Source organism: Pseudomonas sp. AC255 (assembly GCF_979258175.1).
On sequence record NZ_OZ409841.1, the window covers coordinates 2,832,612 to 2,851,496 of the forward strand.

Annotated in this window: 17 protein-coding genes; 9 read left to right on the forward strand and 8 right to left on the reverse strand. The window is 60.2% G+C overall.

Features of this window, described 5'->3' with window-relative positions:
* Positions 1 to 83 precede the first annotated feature (83 nt).
* Complete coding sequence (locus ACZZ0K_RS12915) at positions 84 to 1,013, forward strand: LysR family transcriptional regulator (RefSeq protein WP_016774233.1); 930 nt, start codon at positions 84 to 86, stop codon at positions 1,011 to 1,013.
* Here ACZZ0K_RS12915 and ACZZ0K_RS12920 read toward each other — a convergent pair whose 3' ends face one another.
* The gene (locus ACZZ0K_RS12920; RefSeq protein WP_463559130.1) at positions 1,014 to 1,931 is read right to left on the reverse strand and encodes an AraC family transcriptional regulator; all 918 of its coding nucleotides are present in this window, start codon (positions 1,929 to 1,931) and stop codon (positions 1,014 to 1,016) included.
* 173 nt (positions 1,932 to 2,104) lie between these two features.
* Entirely contained in the window at positions 2,105 to 2,869 is a 765-nt protein-coding gene (locus ACZZ0K_RS12925; RefSeq protein WP_056784713.1) for an SDR family NAD(P)-dependent oxidoreductase, read from the reverse strand.
* Positions 2,870 to 3,127: 258 nt separating this feature from the next.
* Between ACZZ0K_RS12925 and ACZZ0K_RS12930 the strand changes: the two genes are divergently transcribed.
* The gene (locus tag ACZZ0K_RS12930; protein ID WP_258708200.1) at positions 3,128 to 4,009 is read left to right on the forward strand and encodes a helix-turn-helix domain-containing protein; all 882 of its coding nucleotides are present in this window, start codon (positions 3,128 to 3,130) and stop codon (positions 4,007 to 4,009) included.
* 127 nt (positions 4,010 to 4,136) lie between these two features.
* On the forward strand, positions 4,137 to 4,874 hold the full coding sequence (locus tag ACZZ0K_RS12935) for an SDR family oxidoreductase (protein ID WP_024012510.1): 738 nt from the start codon (positions 4,137 to 4,139) through the stop codon (positions 4,872 to 4,874).
* Between the two features lie 507 nt (positions 4,875 to 5,381).
* Here the strand turns inward: ACZZ0K_RS12935 and ACZZ0K_RS12940 are convergent.
* The 3 genes from ACZZ0K_RS12940 to ACZZ0K_RS12950 form a co-directional block, all read right to left on the reverse strand.
* The gene (locus tag ACZZ0K_RS12940; RefSeq protein ID WP_016774226.1) at positions 5,382 to 5,582 is read right to left on the reverse strand and encodes a hypothetical protein; all 201 of its coding nucleotides are present in this window, start codon (positions 5,580 to 5,582) and stop codon (positions 5,382 to 5,384) included.
* A 144-nt stretch (positions 5,583 to 5,726) separates the two neighbouring features.
* On the reverse strand, positions 5,727 to 6,356 hold the full coding sequence (gene ycaC, locus ACZZ0K_RS12945) for an isochorismate family cysteine hydrolase YcaC (RefSeq protein ID WP_217863713.1): 630 nt from the start codon (positions 6,354 to 6,356) through the stop codon (positions 5,727 to 5,729).
* Between the two features lie 129 nt (positions 6,357 to 6,485).
* Complete coding sequence (locus ACZZ0K_RS12950; protein WP_258707947.1) at positions 6,486 to 7,412, reverse strand: Gfo/Idh/MocA family protein; 927 nt, start codon at positions 7,410 to 7,412, stop codon at positions 6,486 to 6,488.
* Positions 7,413 to 7,684: 272 nt separating this feature from the next.
* Between ACZZ0K_RS12950 and ACZZ0K_RS12955 the strand changes: the two genes are divergently transcribed.
* From ACZZ0K_RS12955 to ACZZ0K_RS12970, 4 genes are all read left to right on the forward strand, one after another.
* Positions 7,685 to 8,290, forward strand: a complete 606-nt coding sequence (locus ACZZ0K_RS12955; protein ID WP_016774221.1) for an SCO family protein — start codon at positions 7,685 to 7,687, stop codon at positions 8,288 to 8,290.
* Positions 8,290 to 8,769, forward strand: coding sequence for a copper chaperone PCu(A)C (locus tag ACZZ0K_RS12960; protein WP_252885771.1), 480 nt, complete (start codon positions 8,290 to 8,292; stop codon positions 8,767 to 8,769). Before ACZZ0K_RS12955 ends, ACZZ0K_RS12960 begins: the two co-directional genes overlap by 1 nt.
* A 166-nt stretch (positions 8,770 to 8,935) precedes the next feature.
* Entirely contained in the window at positions 8,936 to 9,310 is a 375-nt protein-coding gene (locus ACZZ0K_RS12965) for a hypothetical protein (RefSeq protein WP_073475277.1), read from the forward strand.
* Entirely contained in the window at positions 9,307 to 9,522 is a 216-nt protein-coding gene (locus ACZZ0K_RS12970; protein WP_073475280.1) for a helix-turn-helix transcriptional regulator, read from the forward strand. Before ACZZ0K_RS12965 ends, ACZZ0K_RS12970 begins: the two co-directional genes overlap by 4 nt.
* Positions 9,523 to 9,580: 58 nt before the next feature.
* Here the strand turns inward: ACZZ0K_RS12970 and ACZZ0K_RS12975 are convergent, their stop codons facing one another.
* Positions 9,581 to 10,597, reverse strand: coding sequence for an ABC transporter substrate-binding protein (locus ACZZ0K_RS12975; RefSeq protein WP_252885770.1), 1,017 nt, complete (start codon positions 10,595 to 10,597; stop codon positions 9,581 to 9,583).
* 326 nt (positions 10,598 to 10,923) lie between these two features.
* On the opposite strand from ACZZ0K_RS12975, the gene ACZZ0K_RS12980 reads away from it, so the two are divergent.
* On the forward strand, positions 10,924 to 13,134 hold the full coding sequence (locus ACZZ0K_RS12980) for an LTA synthase family protein (RefSeq protein WP_258707945.1): 2,211 nt from the start codon (positions 10,924 to 10,926) through the stop codon (positions 13,132 to 13,134).
* 9 nt (positions 13,135 to 13,143) lie between these two features.
* Here the strand turns inward: ACZZ0K_RS12980 and ACZZ0K_RS12985 are convergent, their stop codons facing one another.
* Positions 13,144 to 13,572 carry a hypothetical protein gene (locus ACZZ0K_RS12985; protein ID WP_258707944.1) on the reverse strand — a complete coding sequence of 143 codons (429 nt, stop codon included), beginning with the start codon at positions 13,570 to 13,572 and terminating at the stop codon, positions 13,144 to 13,146.
* A gap of 260 nt (positions 13,573 to 13,832) precedes the next feature.
* On the opposite strand from ACZZ0K_RS12985, the gene katG reads away from it, so the two are divergent.
* Entirely contained in the window at positions 13,833 to 16,109 is a 2,277-nt protein-coding gene (gene katG / locus ACZZ0K_RS12990) for a catalase/peroxidase HPI (protein ID WP_463559131.1), read from the forward strand.
* A gap of 109 nt (positions 16,110 to 16,218) precedes the next feature.
* Here katG and pepN read toward each other — a convergent pair whose 3' ends face one another.
* A complete protein-coding gene (pepN, locus tag ACZZ0K_RS12995) occupies positions 16,219 to 18,876 on the reverse strand; it encodes an aminopeptidase N (protein ID WP_463559132.1) in 2,658 nt (885 codons plus the stop codon).
* Positions 18,877 to 18,885: the final 9 nt, after the last annotated feature.

Sequence of the window (18,885 nt, forward strand, 5' to 3'; positions counted from 1 at the left end):
CAACGCCGCCGGTGGATACCGGCGGCGTCGTTGGTTGTGGTACACAGAGGATGAACGTCCGTCGATCCTCGGTGCGAGCCACAATGAAACGCCATTTTGAAGATTTGCAGTTAGGCAGTATCGAACTGTTCTGCCTGGCCGCCGAAGCCGGCAGCTTCACCGCCGCCGCGCAACTGGCCGGGGTCACGCCCGCTGCGGTGAGCCGGTCGATTCTGCGTCTGGAGCAACGCCTGGGTTCGCGACTGTTCGCGCGCACCACGCGCAGCATCCGCCTCACCGACGCCGGACGCAGCTTCTTCGAACAATGCAGCCAGGCGCTGACGCAACTGGTCGAAGCGCAGCAGGAAGTCATGGGCGCACAGACTTCGCCGTCGGGTCGACTGCGCATCAGCCTGCCGACCACGTACGGGCATCACCGCATCCTGCCGCTGCTGCCGAAATTTCGCGCGTTGTACCCCGAGGTCACGGTCGACGTGCACTTGGGCAATCGCAATATCGACTTCGTTGAAGAAGGCTACGACCTGGCGATACGCGTACGCGCGCAACCGGACTCGACCCTGATCGCGCGCCTGCTGGAAGACGCCGCCCTGGTAGTGGTTGCCGCCCCCGAATATCTGCATAGAGCCGGCACGCCGCAGACCCTCGACGATCTCATTGCGCATGAGTGCATCCAGTTCGAATTGCCCAGCAGCGGGCGGCGGATTTCCTGGCTGTTTCAGGAAAACGGCCGAGACCTGGAAGTGATTTCCGACGGTGGCTATTCCTGCTCCGACGATGTGCTCGGCGGTGTGACGCTGGCCAAGCACGGCGCCGGGCTGTTTCAGACTTACCGGTTCATCGTCGAGCAGGAACTCGCCGATGGCCGCCTGATTGAAGTGCTGCAGCCGTACGCCGGACGTTCGCGCCCCTACACCCTGCTCTACCCGCACGGCCGCTACGTGCCGCAGCGGGTGCGGGCGTTTGTGGATTTTCTGCTGGGGTTTCGTGATGAATGGGCGGGACACCCGCGGTAATCAGCCGGTCTGGCGCAGGCGGCTGAGTTCCTTGGACGGCGGGCAGCCGAACTGGCGGTTGTATTCGCGGCTGAACTGCGAAGCGCTTTCGTAGCCGACGCGGTAGCAGGCGCTCGAGACGTCCAGCCCTTCATTGATGATCAGCCGCCGCGCCTCTTGCAGGCGCAGCTGTTTTTGATATTGCAGCGGGCTCATGGCGGTGACGGCTTTGAAGCGGTGATGCAGCGCCGAATTGCTCAGATTGGCCACCTGCGCCAGCGCGTCGATGCGCAGCGGTTCAGTGAAATTCTTGTTCAGCCAGTCGATGGCCCGCGTGACCCGGTGGGTCTGCGAATCGCTGACGGCGATTTCATACAGCAGATGCCCGTGCTGGCCGCGCAGCAGGCGGTAATACAGCTCACGCAACACCATCGGTGCGAGCATGCCGATGTCGCGCGGGTTATCCAGCAGGCGCACCAGACGCAGCATGGTATCGAGCAATGTCACGTCGATCTTGTCGAGAAACATGCCGCGCCCGGCGTCCTGTGGCATGCCGGTCAGCGGCGACTCGGCAATCAGTTGCGTCAGTTGCGCCGGATCGAAATCCAGCCGTACGCAAAAATACGGCGCCTCGGGTGAGGCTTCAATCACCCTTCCCGACACCGGCAACGTCACCGACACCACCAGGTAATACAACGGGTCGTAGAGGAAACGTTCGTCGCCCAGCCCGACTTCCTTGCGCCCCTGCACGATCAGGCACAGCGCCGGGCGGTGCACGACATGGATCAGCTCGGACGGCCCATCGAGACGGATCACGTGCAGCGGCGCAATCGCGGTTTCGTAGGTGCCTGGCGCATCGAAGCGCTGAGTCAGCAAGCGCACCAGCTCGGCGCGATACACCGCCGTGTCGTGGAGGATGGAAGCGTCGTGGTTATCCATGCAAAGGGCCTCGAAAGCAGACGAAGGTGGGTCAACTGCGGAGGAAGATTAGCCAGTTTTACCCAGCGGCGACTAGATCAAAGATGCTGCAGATTTGCCTGATTCTGCGTCGGTCAGATCGGGGTAAACCATGGGCACATCTTCTTACGTGCCCATGGTTTGCCGCACTGCTATCAGCCTGCCGTTACCGTCATGCCGCCATCGGCCATGACTACCGAGCCGACCATGAAACTGGCGCGGTCGGAGGCCAGAAAGGTCACGATCTCGGCGATCTCTTCCGGCTGCGCCGCCCGACCGATCGGCGCCGCTTCGCCGTGTTGCGCGAGGAAGCCCGGGCCGTCCTCGACCACATCATTAAGGATATTGGTCACCACATCGCCGACGCCGATCGCGTTGACGCGAATGCCGTGCTCGATGACTTCCAGGGCCAGCGTGCGGGTCAGTTGTGCCAGCGCACCTTTGGAAGCGGTGTAGGCGGCGATGGTCGGGAAGGCAAAGTACGAGGCATAGGAGGCGATATTGACGATTGCACCGGACTTGTTCGGGATCATCGCTTTCACCGCTTCGCGGCAGTGCAGGAAGGCTGCCGTGGCATTCACTGCCTGGATCTTTTCCCAGTCGTCGCGGCTCATGTCGATCACGGCTTTGTTGATGATGATCCCGGCGTTGTTGACCAGAATATCCAGGCGCCCGAACTGCTCGACGGCAAGACCTACTGCGCGTTCGGCGGCGCCGTCCTCGGTGATGTCCGCCACCAGCGGCACCAGATCGGGACGAGCCAGTGCTTCGACAGCCGGATTGAGGTCTTCGGCAATCACCTTGGCGCCGCGAGCGTGCAGCATCAGCGCAATCGCTTTGCCGATACCACTGGCCGCGCCAGTGACCAGTGCAACTTTACCGGCGACTTCTTGGGGCAGGGTGTGGTTGAAATCAGTCATGGTTTTAACTCCTCGATAGCGAATCGGTGTTGCGCCTGATGGCGCGGTCGTGAACACGGCTTCACTGTCGCGCACTGGCCGCCGCCGGGCTTTCGGGCGATTGCCGGGACTGTCGGAGTTTTGCGCTGGAGTTTCTCGTTCGCCCGCCCTAACCTTCAAAATCATTCGCAGCCGAAGCTTTTCATGGAGCGTCCTGTGCCCTCTGCCAGCCCTGCTACACCGACAATCAGCCAGCCCGCGCGCATCGCCGCCGAGGCCATGCCGGAGCATCTGCCCGGTGTTGCGGAAACGACCACGCCGCGACCGCAGATCAAGGATGCCGTGGTGCAGCTGTTCCACCATCAAACCCTGCTTGAGCCGATCCGCGTGCCGTGCGTGGCGGAACCGCTGCTGGTGCTGGTACTGGCCGGCACTGCCCGGGTCGAAGAACGTTCGTTGGGCGGAGAGTGGCAGGCGAGCCAGGTCACGGCGGGCGATTTTTTCCTGACCAACACCCGGGAACCCTACGAAATGCGCTGGCAAACCGAAGGTTGCGAGGTCTTCGAAGTCATGCACCTTTATCTTGGTCTGGGCTTGATCGAACACGCGGCGCGCGAAGCCTTCGGCGAACAGGCCGGTGCAGTGACGTTTGTCGACGTGTCGGGTGCGCGTGACGAGCAGGTCAGCTTCATTCTTGAGCAACTGCGCGTCGAACTGACCGAACAGCGCCATCCCAGTGCACTGCTGGTGCACAGCCTGGCCCAGGCGTTGGCGATCCATTTGCTGCGTCATTATCTCGACCCCGACAGCAACCCGCGCCGCGACAACGCCCTGCCCGCCTACAAACTGCGCCGGGTGATCGAAGCCATGAATGCGCATCTGGCGGAGGATTTCAGTCTCAGTCATCTGGCCGCCATCGCCGAGCTGAGCGACTACCACTTCAGCCGCACCTTCAAACGCGCCACCGGTTTATCGCCCTCGCAATACTTCATCCGCCTGCGCATGAGCCGCGCGCGTCATCTGTTGCTGGAGACCGCACGCAGCGTGATCGACATTGGCCTGGAAGTCGGCTACTCCAGTCCCAGCCACTTTTCCCAGGTGTTCCGCCGTGAAGTCGGGGTCACTCCGAGTGCCTATCGCGATGCACCACGCGGCGGTTAAAGAACATTCGAAAAGCGACGCAGGAGAATTGGGCAAACCCCGAGGAGGAATCGATTAATAGCCCATGAGCCGCCGCACTTAATCTTCTTCCAAGCCCACTCACGGGCACACAGAAGAGGACGACATCATGCTGAACATTCAAGACAAAGTGATCGTGATTACCGGCGCCAGCAGCGGCATCGGCGAAGCCACCGCACGCCTGCTCGCCGAACGTGGCGCCAAAGTGGTGTTGGGCGCACGGCGCACCGAGCGTCTGGCCGTGATTGCCGAAGAGATCAACGGCGCCGGTGGCCACGCGCAGTTCCGCGCACTGGACGTCACCGATCAGCAGGATGTGCAGCGCTTCGTCGATTTTGCCGTCGAGCATTACGGCCGCGTCGATGTGCTGGTCAACAACGCCGGGGTCATGCCGTTGTCACGGCTGGATGCGCTGAAGGTCGATGAATGGAACCGCATGATCGACGTCAACATCCGTGGCGTGCTCCACGGCATCGCCGCCAGTCTGCCGTTGATGCAGCGCCAGCGCGCCGGGCAGATCATCAACATCGCCTCGATCGGTGCTTACGCGGTCAGCCCCACCGCAGCGGTGTACTGCGCGACCAAATACGCCGTACGGGCGATTTCCGAAGGCTTGCGTCAGGAGGTGGGCGGCGATATCCGCGTCACCGTCATTGCACCGGGCGTGACCGAATCGGAACTGGCCGAGAGCATTTCCGATGAAGGCGGCCGCGAAGAGATGAAGTCATTCCGCAAGATCGCCATCCCCGCCGAAGCCATCGCCCGCGCAATTGCCTACGCCGTCGAACAACCGGCGGATGTCGACGTCAGCGAACTGATCGTGCGCCCGACCGCGAGCCCTTACTGAGGCCAGGAGTGAATCTGTGGGAGCGAGCCTGCTCGCGAAAGCGCTGGGTCAGTCGGCAAAGATGTTGAATGTACCGCCGTCTTCGCGAGCAGGCTCGCTCCCACAGGGTTTTGTGGCGCAACCAAATCAATGGTCAACACGGAAGACTGTGGGAGCTAGCCTGCTCGCGAAAGCGCTGGGTCAGTCGGCAAAGATGCTGGATGTGCCGCCGCCTTCGCGGGCAAGCCCGCTCCCACAGGGTTTTGTGGCGCAACCAAATCAATGGACAATACGGAACATTGTGGGAGCGAGCCTGCTCGCGAAAGCGCGGGTCAGTCGGCAAAGATGCTGGATGTGCCGCCGTCTTCGCGAGCAGGCTCGCTCCCACCGGGGATTTAGCGCACGGATATTCCAACCCTGGCCGGTCGAAACTGGTTTTCACGATGTCGGTGACTGAACTGCATCAGGGTGCGCGGGAGAGCCTCTCACTCTAATTCCAGAGTGGGAGGCATCGATTAAATCGCTCGATCAGCGTGACGGCGGATGTTCGGTTGACACCGAGTTGGCCGCATCCACATCTGACATATCTTCCTCGACCGGTGCCTCATCGTCCGGCGGCAAAGGCACCTCGGGATTTTCCCGCTTGGGATCGTGCCCCGTCTCGTTGTCGGTGGTGCGCGTCACGGCTTGTTGCGACTGGTTGCCCGGTGCGTTTTCATCAATGTCCATGTCGGTCTCCGATGTGATTCAGCGATAGGTACCTGAACGTGTGAAATGCCGGCGCGTGACAAGTGCCCGGCAATGGACGAACGGCGTTCTGTAGAAAACGCAAAAGCCTGCTTTCGAGGCAGGCTTTAGCTTTGGATGGGAGGCTTACTTCTGCTGCGTCAGCGCCGAGTAGCTGTTCATCAGGTTGCGGTAGTTGGGAATACGCTGCGACAGCAGGTTACCCAGACCTTCAATATCGTTGCGCCAGTCGCGGTGCAGCTCACAGGCCACCGAGAACCAGTTCATCATCTGCGCGCCAGCCTGAGTCATGCGGCTCCACGCGGCTTGCTGAACAGTGGTGTTGAAGGTGCCGGACGCATCAGTCACCACAAACACATCAAAACCTTCCGCCAGCGCCGACAGGGTCGGGAACGCTACACAGACATCCGTTACGACACCGGCAATGATGATCTGCTTGCGCCCGGTGGCCTTGATCGCCTTGACGAAGTCTTCATTGTCCCAAGCGTTGATCTGACCTGGGCGAGCGATGTACGGCGCGTCCGGGAACATCTCTTTCAGCTCCGGTACCAGCGGGCCGTTCGGGCCTTGTTCGAAGCTGGTGGTGAGGATGGTTGGCAGTTCAAAGAACTTGGCCAGATCCGCCAGCGCCAGCACGTTGTTCTTGAACTCGTTCGGCGAGAAGTCCTGCACCAGCGAGATCAGACCGGTCTGGTGGTCAACCAGCAGCACGATAGCGTCGTCTTTGTTCAGGCGGTTGTAGGTTGGAGTGGTCATGGTGTGCGTCCCTTTTCAAGTTTGGAGTTTTGTTGTTGCGTTCAAGTTGGGTACAGATTACTGACGCACAGCAAAGGGATAAATCGCTTGAAAAGGGTTTCACCGTCCACTCAAACCGGACAATCCACTTCAATCGTAAAACGGCTCAACCAACGCCCGGCTGCCGACAAAGAAACTGTCCGCCACCAGGCGCAACGGTTGCAGATCCAGGTCGCTGGCCTTGTCGCCGATCAGTTGCTGGAAGTGGCGGTAGACCGCTGCGTACTCGCCCTCCTCCGATACGCTTTGCCGGACGCCGTCGATGCTCAGCACGGCACCGCCGTTGTCCAGGCGCAGGACGCCTTCGGCGCAGCGGATTTCGATGCTCCACAGTTCGTCGTGACCATGGTCGAAATCGAACTCGGCGCGCACGTCGAGCCGACGCGCATCAGACATTTTGATCGAGGCGGCAATCGGCGACTGGCAGTTGCTCGGCACGCGCAGTTCGGCGGCTTCGACAAACAGCGGCAGCGCCAGCAGGTGGGTGATGATCGACAAAGCGTTGATGCCCGGGTCGAAGACGCCGAGGCCGCCCGGTTGCCAGATCCATGCCTGACCCGGATGCCACTTGCGTACGTCTTCCTTCCAGTCGATCTGCACGCTTTGCAGGGTGCGGCTGGCAAGCCAGTCGCGGGCGGCGGCGATGCCCGGTGCGTAGCGCGAGTGCCAGGCGAACAAAGCGCTGACGCCTTGTTCGGCGACTTGATCGACCAGGGCCATGGCCTCGCCCAATGTCGCACAGGGCGGTTTTTCCACCAGCACGTGCTTGCCGGCCGCCAACGCCTGTTGCACCAGTGCGAAGCGCCCTTGTGGCGGCGTGCAGAAAGCAATCGCATCGACGCTCGGGCCGTTCTCGAGCAGCTCGCCCAGCGACTGGAAGTTTTCCACCCCGGCGCAAGGTTTGCCCTGGGTGGCGACCGCCACCAACTGGAACGCCGGGTTGGCGAGGATGGCGGGAACGTGTTGATCCTGGGCGATCTTGCCGTAGCCCACCAGGCCGAGACGAATCGGTTGCATTACAGACTCCTGTTGTTGTTTTGGTCTTTGCAGCGCAGCGGCAAGAGTACGTGTTTCTGCGCTCGCGTCCAATCGTCATACTATTTAAATCAAGTTTGGTCGCGGCGAACGCATCGCTTATTCGTCATTTCTTCTTACACCTTTTGTCGTCCGATCCCGCACCGCGCGGCGATCGGCAGCCGGCGATCAGCCTCAGTTTGCTATCATGCGGCGCTTTTACGGTTAACCCCCGCCAGTCCTGCCGACTCGCGGGCTGCAAAAGGCGGTATTAGATGACGGCTTTGTTGACTCGCCGCAAGGTACTTGCGGGAATGGGCGTGCTCGGGCTCGGCCTGCTCGCCGGTTGCGACACCCGTGGCCAACTGTCGTACAAGTACGGCAAGGATCTGAGCGACAAGATCCTCGGACGCACCTTCAAGCTGAAGAACCCCGAAGGCGAAACCATGTCGCTGTCGAGCTTTCGCGGGATGATGCCGATGATCTTCTTCGGCTTCACCCAGTGCCCGGCCGTTTGCCCCACCACCCTGGCCCGCGCCGCGCAGATCAAGAAACTCATGGGCCGCGACGGCGACCGCCTGCAAGTGGTGTTCATCACCCTTGACCCTGAGCGCGACACGCCGCAGATCCTCGACGCCTACGTCAAAGCCTTCGATCCGAGCTTCGTCGCGCTGTACGGCACACTTGAGGAAACCAAGGCCACCGCCAAGGAATTCGACGTGTTCTACGAGAAAGTCCCCGCCGGCGACACCTACACCATCTCCCATACGTCCACCAGCTACGTCTACGACTCGCGTGGTGAGTTGCGCCTGGGCCTGTCCACTTCGCTGACAGCCCAAGAGTGCACGGAAGATTTGCTTACTGTTATGGAGGTCTGCTGATGCATCCCGTTCTGAATCACCTCAAACGCACCGTATGTGCACTGTCCCTGCTCGGCCTGGCCTTCCAGGTGTCGGCGCAGACCAAAGTCGACGATGCCTGGGTCCGTGCCACCGTGCCGACCCAGTCCGCCAGCGGCGCGTTCATGACCGTCACTGCCGACACCGACAGCAAGCTGCTCAGCGTTGCCTCGCCAGTGGCCAAGGACGTTCAGATTCATGAAATGAGCATGAAGAACGATGTGATGACCATGGGCCCGGTGAAGTCCGTTGAGCTGCCTGCCGGCAAAGCCGTGAGCTTCGACCCGAACGGCTACCACGTCATGCTGATGGGCCTGAGCGGTCAGTTGAAGGAAGGCGACAGCGTGCCGCTGACCCTGACAGTGGAAAACACCAAGGGCGAGAAAGAAACCATCGAAGTCAAAGCACCGGTTCGCGCGCTGACCAACATGGGCGGCCACGATCACAGCAAGATGCATTGATCGCTGACGGAAAGACTGTTCGCCCGACACATAAACGGGGCGGCCTGATCGATGATCGGGCCGCCCCGTTTTTTATGGAAGCGATGCTCTGACCGAATGGAAAGCTTGCTTTACATAAGCAAAGATTTCGACGAGGATGTAAAGGGTCTTTTACATGGAGTTAAACATGAATCGCTATTACCTCGAAATGGGCGCCGCATTGACGCTGTACACACTCGTGCTGATCGCCTCGGTGGTTGCCAGCCAACATTTGCTGGACGCCCATCTGCTGTTGCGTTCAGCCGTCGCGCTGGCGCCGATGATCCCCGCCGGATTGATGTGCTGGGCTATCGTGCGCAACCTGCGGCGCCTGGATGAGATGCACCTGCGCATCCAGTTTGAAGCGCTGGGCTTTGCGTTCGCCGCTTCCGCGTTGCTGACGTTCAGCTATGGCTTTCTCGAAAATATCGGCGCCCCGCACATCCCGTGGACCTGCGTATGGCCGGTGATGGGCGCAATGTGGATCCTCGGTCTGCAAATCGCCCGACGTCGCTATCAATGAAAAATCACCTCAAGGCGCTGCGCGCCGAGCGCAAGTGGTCACAGGTCGATCTGGCGCAGCGCTTGAAGGTCTCCCGTCAGACCATCAATGCCATCGAAAATGAACGCTATGACCCAAGCCTGCCGCTGGCCTTCCAGATCGCGCGAGCGTTCGGGTTGCCGATTGAAAGCATTTTCGAGGATGGGGAAACGTCCATTTCCGACTCGCTGTGAGCGCTGCCACTGACGAGTATTAGCGGCAGACCACAGGAGCCTGCCGCACTCCCTCCCCTCAACTCCCCGCACCACCATGCGCTTCTTCAAAGAAGTAATCCTTCCAGCTCCCCGCCTTGTTTTTCAGCACGCCCAATTCCTGCAATTTCTCGGCGTAGATGAACGTGCGTTGCGGCACAACGGTGAAGTCGATTTCCGGGTCTTTGACGATTTGCTCGACCAGGGCCAGCGGCAGTTTCGATTGCTCTACACGAATGTAGGCCTGGGCGGCGGCGGGCTTGTCGGCCTTGATGATCTTCTCGGCTTCGGCCAGTGCGTCGTAGAACGCCTTGTAGGTTTTCGGGTTTTCGTCGTGGAATTTTTCTGTGGTGTAGAGCACGTTGAACGTCGCCGGGCCGCCGAGGATGTCGTAGGAGCTGAGCACTTTATGCACGTTGGGGTTTTGCAGCGCCTGGTACTGGAACGGTGGGCTGGAGAAATGCGAGTTGATTTCCGAGCCGCCAGCGATCAGCGCAGCGGTGGCGTCCGGGTGCGGCAGGCTGACTGAAATGTTGTCGAACTTCTTGAACTGCTCGTCTCCGAATTCCCTGGCGGTTTCAATCTGCAGGGTGCGCGACTGGAAACCCACGCCAGCGGCAGGCACGGCGATACGATCCTTGTCGCTGAAGTCTTTCAGCGTTTTGATGTTCGGGTTGTTGGTCAGCAGGTAATTGGGCATCGAGCCCAGCGCGGCGATGGCTTTGACGTTCTGTTTGCCCTTGGTGCGATCCCACACAGTGAGCATCGGCGGCACGCCGGCCGAGACGACGTCCAGCGCGCCGGTGAGCAGCGCCTCGTTCATCGCCGTGGCGCCGGAAATGCTGTTCCAGTCGACCGTGATCTCCAGGCCCTGGGCCTTGCCGTGTTTCTCGATCAGTTGTTGATCGCGCACGACGTCGAGAATCAGGTAACCAATGCCGAATTGCTGGGCGATGCTGATTTTGCCCTCGGCCCGGGCGCCGCTGCTGAACAGCGCGCCCGCTGCCAGAGTTGCGGCCAACAGAGTCAGCGCAGAACGTTTGAACGGTGTGGCCATGACAACCTCGCAGCATGGGGGTGGGCTGAAAGGCCTGAATTTATAGCTATAAAAAACAGAAATTAAATATCCTTATCGCATATCGATAGCACTGAGAGATTTGACGTCTGCTGCTGGAATTCAGGAGCAGTGGATGAACCTACAACAGTCTGAAACAAAAAACTGCCCTCGGGAAAAATGGCACTACTTCCCACAACCCACGCCCGCTATGGGCACGCGCCGTTTCGGGGATCGCCGGCCGCAGGTTTAAAAGCCGATCAGCCTTCCTGCCCTTGATATCATCACCCACACTTTTTTGACCCTTTGATGACAAGCAGGCCTTTTTTGTGAGCGCTCTTTTCAACTGGCTGCGGCGGCCGAATGCCCGCCTTCTTTCTCTAATCGTTTTGGTAATGATCGTGCCGGTGTGCCTGCGTGCAGCGTTGGGCTGGTCGACACCGCTGGGCTTCATGTCAGATCTGGCCGTCGGCAGTCTGCTGGTAGTAGCACTGCATCGTCACGCAGGGTGGCTGGCCTTGCCGGTGCTGGTGTTCTGGGCGCTGCTGGCGGTCGCCACGGCAGAATTGGTCAGCGCCGTGGGTCGTCTGCCGACGCCTTCGGATGTTCACTACCTGATCGACCCGCAGTTCGTCGAGAACTCCACTGGCGGCGGACTTGCGCACCCTGCCCTGGCCATTGCCTTGCTGGTTGCGTTGGTTTTCTGGCTGCTGGCCCAATTTGTGGGGCGCGGTCTGGCTCGGCCGGCATTGCCGCGCGCTGCCTGGGCCGCGCCGATCGTTTTGTTCGCCGCGCACTGGGGCGCGCTGAACCTGTGGCCGAATGACGGCGACGCCTGGCGCCTGTACAACCTGCCGCATCAATTGCTCGCCAGAGAAGTGGCCGACCTGCAGATCCAGGCCGAGGAATGGCTGGACGGCGACGTCGAAGAACCGACACCGGCGATGGCCGGGCTCACCGACGTCGACCTCAATGGCCAGAAGCTGCTGGCCGCGCCGGGTCAGGCGCGCAATGTGCTGATCATTGCCCTGGAAGGCATTCCCGGCGCCTACATCCGCGCCAACCGCGAAGCGATCGGCAGTCATTACCAGGAAGACCTGATGCCCAACCTCAGCCGCTGGGCCGAGCGCGGCATGAACACTCCGGATTACGTGCTGCACACCCATCAGACCATTCGCGGTCTGTACGCCATGCTGTGCGGTGACTACGACAAGCTCAACAACGGCACGCCCAAAGGCGTGGAAATGCTCACCCTCAACGAGCGCAATCAGGCCTGCCTGCCGGCGCAGCTGCGCGAACACGGCTTCAGCACTCATTATTTGCAGGGCGCAGGCCTGCGCTTCATGGCCAAAGACAAGATCATGCCGCACATCGGTTTCGATGCGACCCACGGCCTGGAATGGTTCAGCAACAGCAACTATCTGGAGTTCCCGTGGGGCAAGGATGACAGGGCATTTTTCGAAGGTGCGCTGGATTACGTCGGCCAGTTGAAAAAGCAAAAGCAGCCGTGGATGTTGACCCTGCTGACGGTCGGCACCCACCAGCCCTACTCCGCACCGGAGGATTATCTGCAGCGTTATGAGACGCCCAAGCAGGCTGCCGTCGGTTATCTCGACGATGCGCTGGATCAGTTTCTTTCAGGGCTGGAGCGCCAGGGCGTTCTCAAGGACACACTGGTGGTGATCACCTCGGATGAATCCCATGGCATCGACGGCGTGCGGCTGGCCTCCTCGTGGGGTTTCAACCTGACGCTGGCACCGGAGCAGGCGCAACTGCCGCGTCTGAATGCCGGGGTCTACGGCCACGTCGATCTGAGCACCTCGATCCTCGACTATTTCGACCTGCCGGTGCCGACTGCGCTGAGCGGGCGGTCGCTGTTTCGCGACTACGATTCGGGGCGAGAAATCATGTCGTTCACCAACGGCAAACTGCGCTACCACAACGGTCAGGGCATCTTCTCCGAGTGCGATCTGCCGCGCCGCTGCCGCTATTACCAAAGCACCGGCTTCATCGCCGAAAGTGCCACATACAAAGGCACCTACAGCGGCCACCCGGCCCGGCAAATCGCCGCGCGCGCCGATGCGCTGGACCTGTCCTTGCTGCGCACACCGCTCAATCATCGCTACCAGTTCGGCAGCAACAACATCATCCCTCTGCAAGCGCAGATAAAGGATGACTGGGCCGACAACCTGATCGGCGCGCAATACCTGGAAATGCCCAAAGGCTCGCACACCCGCGTGCGCCTGACCGTGCGCTCGGTCGATCCGCAGCAGGCGGCGTACATTCAGCTCAAGGCCAAGGAATTTGAACAGGACGTGCAACTGGGCCTGCCAGCAGAAATGGTCGCCACGGCGGATCAGCCGCTGGAGATGGATTTCAGCTTTGAAAACCCGCAGCCGCGCAAAGCCTTCTCGTTTCATTTGCTGGGCTACGGCAATGGCGCGGTTGAAGTATCGGACTTCAGCGTGATCACTGAACTGCCTGGGCAGGATGACATTCTTGATGACGTGCCCGAGGACGACACCGCGCAATCGAGTTGACGTCTTTATTTATAAATGCTGCACTCGCCTGTCACTTTGCTTCGGGGTATCGAGTGTAAGATCGAATTTGCCTGTCACTTTCCTGGCTTTTCCCAGATCCAGAGCAAAAGTGCCTGCTACGGTTTTGCGAAAATTGGAAAAGGTGATGATGAGTTCACCCTCAATAATAGGTTGGTCAAAATGATTGATCACAACCTTCCAATGCCGCCCCATGGTTGGAAAAATCACTGTGTGAGGACCATCTCCCTCTAACGCATTCGGCACAGACAAATCGACCGTGTTTATAAAATCTTCAGTTCCGATGATGATAAATTCCTTCTCGGTCTCTGCATAAACACATAACTTGCTCTCCAGAAATTTATCGTCATCGAGAAATGCGACGAAGCTACCGGTAGCATTTCGTTTGTTCATAAGGTCACTTGTTTTGTCCTGAGACATGTCGATATTCCCTTGAGGTAAAGGTGACGTTGCGTTGACTCCAACGTATTGGGATTGCGTGGTATCAACCACTGTCAAAGCTGACAGTTTTTAAGATCGCTTCGAAATAACGCCGCTTTTGCATCACGATATCGCGCTGGCAAAAGAGCCTGCCTATCGCCTGCCAAGACTGCGGCTATTAGCCGACTTGCCAACTCGGGTCTAGCCTTACCAGTCCGAAGTCGGCACGAGCCGGCCGCAGACCTGATAGGGATCCGAACATGGCAAACGAATCGAAATGCCCGTTCAACCACGCCGCCGGCGGCGGTACGACGAACCGTGACTGGTGGCCGAATCAACTCAATCTGAAAATCCTCAGCCAGCATTCCCCCAAGTCCGATCCACTGGGCCAGGACTTCGACTACGCCAAAGCCTTCAAAAGCCTCGACTTCCAGGCGCTGAAACAAGACATCAAAGCACTGATGACTGATTCTCAGGACTGGTGGCCAGCCGATTTCGGCCATTACGGCCCACTGTTCGTGCGCATGGCCTGGCACAGCGCCGGGACCTATCGCACCGCCGACGGCCGTGGCGGCGCCGGCTCCGGTCAGCAACGCTTCGCCCCTCTCAACAGCTGGCCGGACAACGTCAGCCTCGACAAGGCCCGCCGCCTGCTGTGGCCGATCAAGCAGAAATACGGCCGCAACATTTCCTGGGCCGACCTGATCGTGCTCACCGGCAACGTCGCGCTGGAATCCATGGGCTTCAAGACCTTCGGTTTTTCCGGGGGCCGCGCCGATGTCTGGGAACCGGATGAAGATGTTTACTGGGGCTCGGAAACCGAGTGGCTGGGCGGCGACAACCGTTACGGCAAGAGCAATGGCCCAGTGCAAGAGCCCGGTGACGGCACGCTGGTGGCTGAGCCCGATTTGCATGGCCGTGAAGAAAGCCGCACCGATCAGGGCGAACGCAATCTGGAAAATCCCCTCGCCGCCGTGCAGATGGGCCTGATCTACGTCAACCCTGAAGGCCCGGAAGGCAACCCGGATCCGGTGGCCTCGGCCAAGGACATTCGCGAAACCTTCGGCCGCATGGCCATGAACGACGAAGAAACCGTGGCGCTGATCGCCGGCGGCCACGCGTTCGGCAAGACCCATGGCGCCGGCCCGGCTGACAATGTCGGCCCCGAACCGGAAGCGGCCGGTCTGGAGCAACAGGGTCTGGGCTGGAAAAACGCCTTCGGCACCGGTAAAGGCGCCGACACCATCACCAGTGGTCTGGAAGTGACCTGGACCACCACGCCAACGCAGTGGAGCAACAACTATCTGGAAAACCTGTTCGGCTTCGAGTGGGAGCTGACCAAAAGCCCGGCGGGCGCCAATCAGTGGCAACCGAAAAACGGCGCGGGTGCAGGCACCGTTCCCCACGCTCACGATCCGAACAAGAAGCTCTCGCCGACCATGCTCACCTCCGACCTGGCGTTGCGCTTCGATCCTGCATACGAGCAGATTTCCCGGCGTTTCCTGGCCAATCCCGATCAGCTCGCCGACGCATTTGCCCGCGCCTGGTACAAGCTGATCCATCGGGACATGGGGCCGCTCTCTCGCTACCTCGGCCCGGAAATGCCGCAAGAGGAGCTGCTCTGGCAAGACCCGCTGCCCGACGTGACGCACCCGCTGATCGATGACAGCGACGCCACGGCGCTGAAAAACAAGGTGCTGGCTTCAGGGTTGTCAGTGTCGCAACTGGTTTCGACCGCGTGGGCGGCGGCGTCGACGTTTCGCGGCTCGGACAAACGCGGCGGCGCCAATGGCGGGCGCTTGCGTCTGGCCCCGCAGAAGTTCTGGCAGGCCAACCAGCCCGAACAACTGGACAAAGTGCTGAGCACGCTGGAAAGCATTCAGAACGAGTTCAACGGTTCTGCTGCCAATGGCAAGAAGATCTCGTTGGCGGACCTGATCGTCCTGGCCGGTAATGCCGGGGTGGAAAAAGCCGCGCAGAACGCCGGGCATTCGGTGTCGGTGCCGTTTTCACCGGGCCGCGTCGATGCTTCGCAGGAGCAGACCGATGTCGAATCGTTCGGCTTCCTCGAACCGATCGCCGATGGCTTCCGCAATTACAGCAAAGGCAAATACACGGTTGCGGCAGAAACCCTGCTGATCGACAAGGCGCAGTTGCTGACTCTCACGGCACCAGAAATGACCGTGCTGCTGGGTGGTTTGCGGGTATTGAACACCAATGTCGGCCAGACGCGGCATGGCGTGTTCACCGATAAAACCGAAACGCTGAGCAATGACTTCTTTACCCACCTGCTGGACATGGGTGTGGAGTGGACCCCAACGTCACGGGATGCCGATGAGTTTGAAGGCCGTGACCGCAAGACCGGGGCGCCAAAGTGGACGGCGACGCGGGTGGATCTGGTGTTCGGCTCCAATGCGCAATTGCGCGCATTGGCCGAGGTCTATGCCAGTTCCGACGCGAAGGCGCAGTTCGTCAACGATTTCGTCAAGGCATGGACGAAGGTGATGAATCTGGATCGGTTTGATCTGCGTAAATAGCTGTTTGTTGTGCCAATGAAAATGCCGCTCGTTGAGCGGCATTTTTTGTTGATCGTTCCCACGCAGAGCATGGGAACGATCAATTAAAGGCCCCAACATTTAATCGGCGTTACGCCAGGCTTTTGCTCACCACTTCATACACATCACTGGACAGCGCCCCGGACGCCAGAATCCGCTCCAGCTCAGCCTTCATCAACGCCTGACGCGCGCTGTCGTATTTGCGCCAGCGGGTCAGCGGGGCCAGTTGGCGCGAGGCGATCTGCGGGTTGAAGCCGTTCAGTTCGATCACCAGATCGGCAAGGAAGCGATAACCGGAACCGTCCGCCGCGTGGAAGTTGATCAGGTTCTGCCCGGCGAACGCGCCGATCAGTGCCCGCACCTTGTTCGGGTTCTTGATGTTGAACGACGGGTGCTGCATCAACGCCTTCACCCGCGCCAAACCGCCCGGCAAGGTGCTACCGGCCTGCACGCTGAACCACTGATCCATGACCAGCGGATTGTCCTTGAAGTGCTCGGCGAAGCTGGCCAAAGCCAGGGCCTTCTGCTCTTCGAACGGCGAGTTGACCAGCACCGCCAGCGCGGTCAGGCGCTCGGTCATGTTGTCGGCAGCCTCGAATTGCTCCAGCGCCGCTGCCAACACTTCCGGCTTGCCGCTGAGCATCAGGTACGACAGGGCGATGTTCTGCAAGGCGCGACGGGCGAAGTGCTCGGCTTCGGCCACGTACGGAGTCTTTTTCGACAGATCGCGGTTGGCCTGATAACGCAGCCACAGCGCTTCGAACAAGCCTTCGGCGAGTTGCTTGCGGGCAAATTCGCGCGCGACATGAATCGCCTCGACGTCGGCCACTTCGCTGATCTCGGTGAGATAAGCCTCACCCGGCAGCGAGAGCATTTCGGCAACCATCGCCTGATCCAGCGACTCGTCGGACAGCACCGTGCGCAGCGCCGACACCAGACGCGGATCGAGCTTCAGGCTCTCGCCTTTCTGATGCTGGCCGATCAACTCTTGAAGCACTTGCACCGACAGTTGCTGACCGGCATCCCAGCGATTGAAGCCGTCGCTGTCGTGCTGCATCAGGAACATCAGTTGATCGCGGTTGTACGGGAAGCTCAGTTTCACCGGTGCCGAGAAGCCGCGCAGCAGCGATGGCAGCGGCTGTTCGTTGATGTCGACGAAGGTGAAGGTCTGCTCAGCTTCGGTCACCGAAATCACCCGAGTGGTGCCTTGTGCCGAAGCTTCACCAGCCAGACGCAGGGCGATTTCGTTGCCCTGGCTATCAAGCAGCCCGAGCTCGACCGGAATCACGAACGGCAGTTTTTCTACCTTGTCCGGGGTCGGCGGGCAGCTCTGGCGGAAGGTCAGGCTGTAGGTTTTCGCCGCAGCGTCATAGGACTCGCTGACGGCCAGACGCGGTGTGCCGGCCTGGCTGTACCAGCGTTTGAACTGGCCGAGATCAACGCCATTGGCATCTTCCATGGCCTTGACGAAGTCGTCGCAGGTCACGGCCTGGCCGTCGTGGCGTTCGAAGTACAGATCGCTGCCCTTGCGGAAGCCTTCGGCGCCCAGCAAGGTGTGGATCATGCCGACCACTTCCGAGCCCTTTTCGTACACGGTCAGGGTGTAGAAGTTGGAAATCTCGATGAAGCTGTCCGGACGCACGGCATGGGCCATCGGCCCGGCATCTTCGGCGAACTGGTGGGTACGCAGATAGGCCACGTCCTGAATGCGCTTGACCGTCGCCGAGTTCATGTCCGAGGAGAAACCGGCATCGCGGAACACCGTAAAGCCTTCCTTGAGCGACAGCTGGAACCAGTCACGGCAGGTCACGCGGTTGCCCGACCAGTTGTGGAAATATTCGTGGGCGACGATCGCCTCGACCCGCTGATGCGCGGCGTCGGTGGCAGTTTCGGCGCGGGCCAGCACGGCGCTGGAGTTGAAGATGTTGAGGCCCTTGTTCTCCATCGCGCCCATGTTGAAATCGTTGACCGCGACGATCATGAAGATGTCCAGATCGTACTCGCGACCGTACACCTCTTCGTCCCAGCGCATGGATTTCTTCAGGCTGTTCATCGCGTGCTGGCACTTGTCGATGTTTTCCGGCTCGACATAAATGCGCAGCGCGACGTTGCGCTGGCTCATGGTTGTGAAAGTGTCTTCGACGCACCACAGATCACCGGCGACCAGCGCAAACAGGTACGCCGGTTTCTTGAACGGATCTTCCCAGGTCGCCCAGTGCCGGCCGTCTTCGCCGGGGCCGGAAGCGATCGGGTTACCGTTGGAGAGCAACACCGGGTAGCTGTGCTGTTCGGCCACGACGGTGGTGGTGAACTTGCTCATCACGTCCGGGCGGTCGAGGTAATAGGTGATCTTGCGGAAGCCTTCGGCCTCGCACTGGGTGCAGAACATCGTGCCGGACTTGTACAGGCCTTCCAGCGCGGTATTGGTTTCCGGATGGATGCGCACGCTGGTGTCGAGGGTGAAGGTTTCACTGGTCGGTTGCAGCGTCAGGTGACTGTCGGAGACTTGATAGTCAGCGGCGCTCAGCTCCTGATCCGCCAGCGTCACCGACAGCAGCTCAAGTTGCTGGCCGTCGAGCACCAGCGGCGGCAGGCCGGCGCCGCGCTCCGGGTTGCGGCGCATCACCAGTTGCGCGTGAACCAGGCTGTGGTCCTCGAACAACTCGAAGGTCAGGTGGGTTTCGTCGATCAGGTACTCGGGCGCCTGATAGTCCTTGAGGTAAATCATCTTCGGTTGTTCGGTGCGCATGCTGGAATC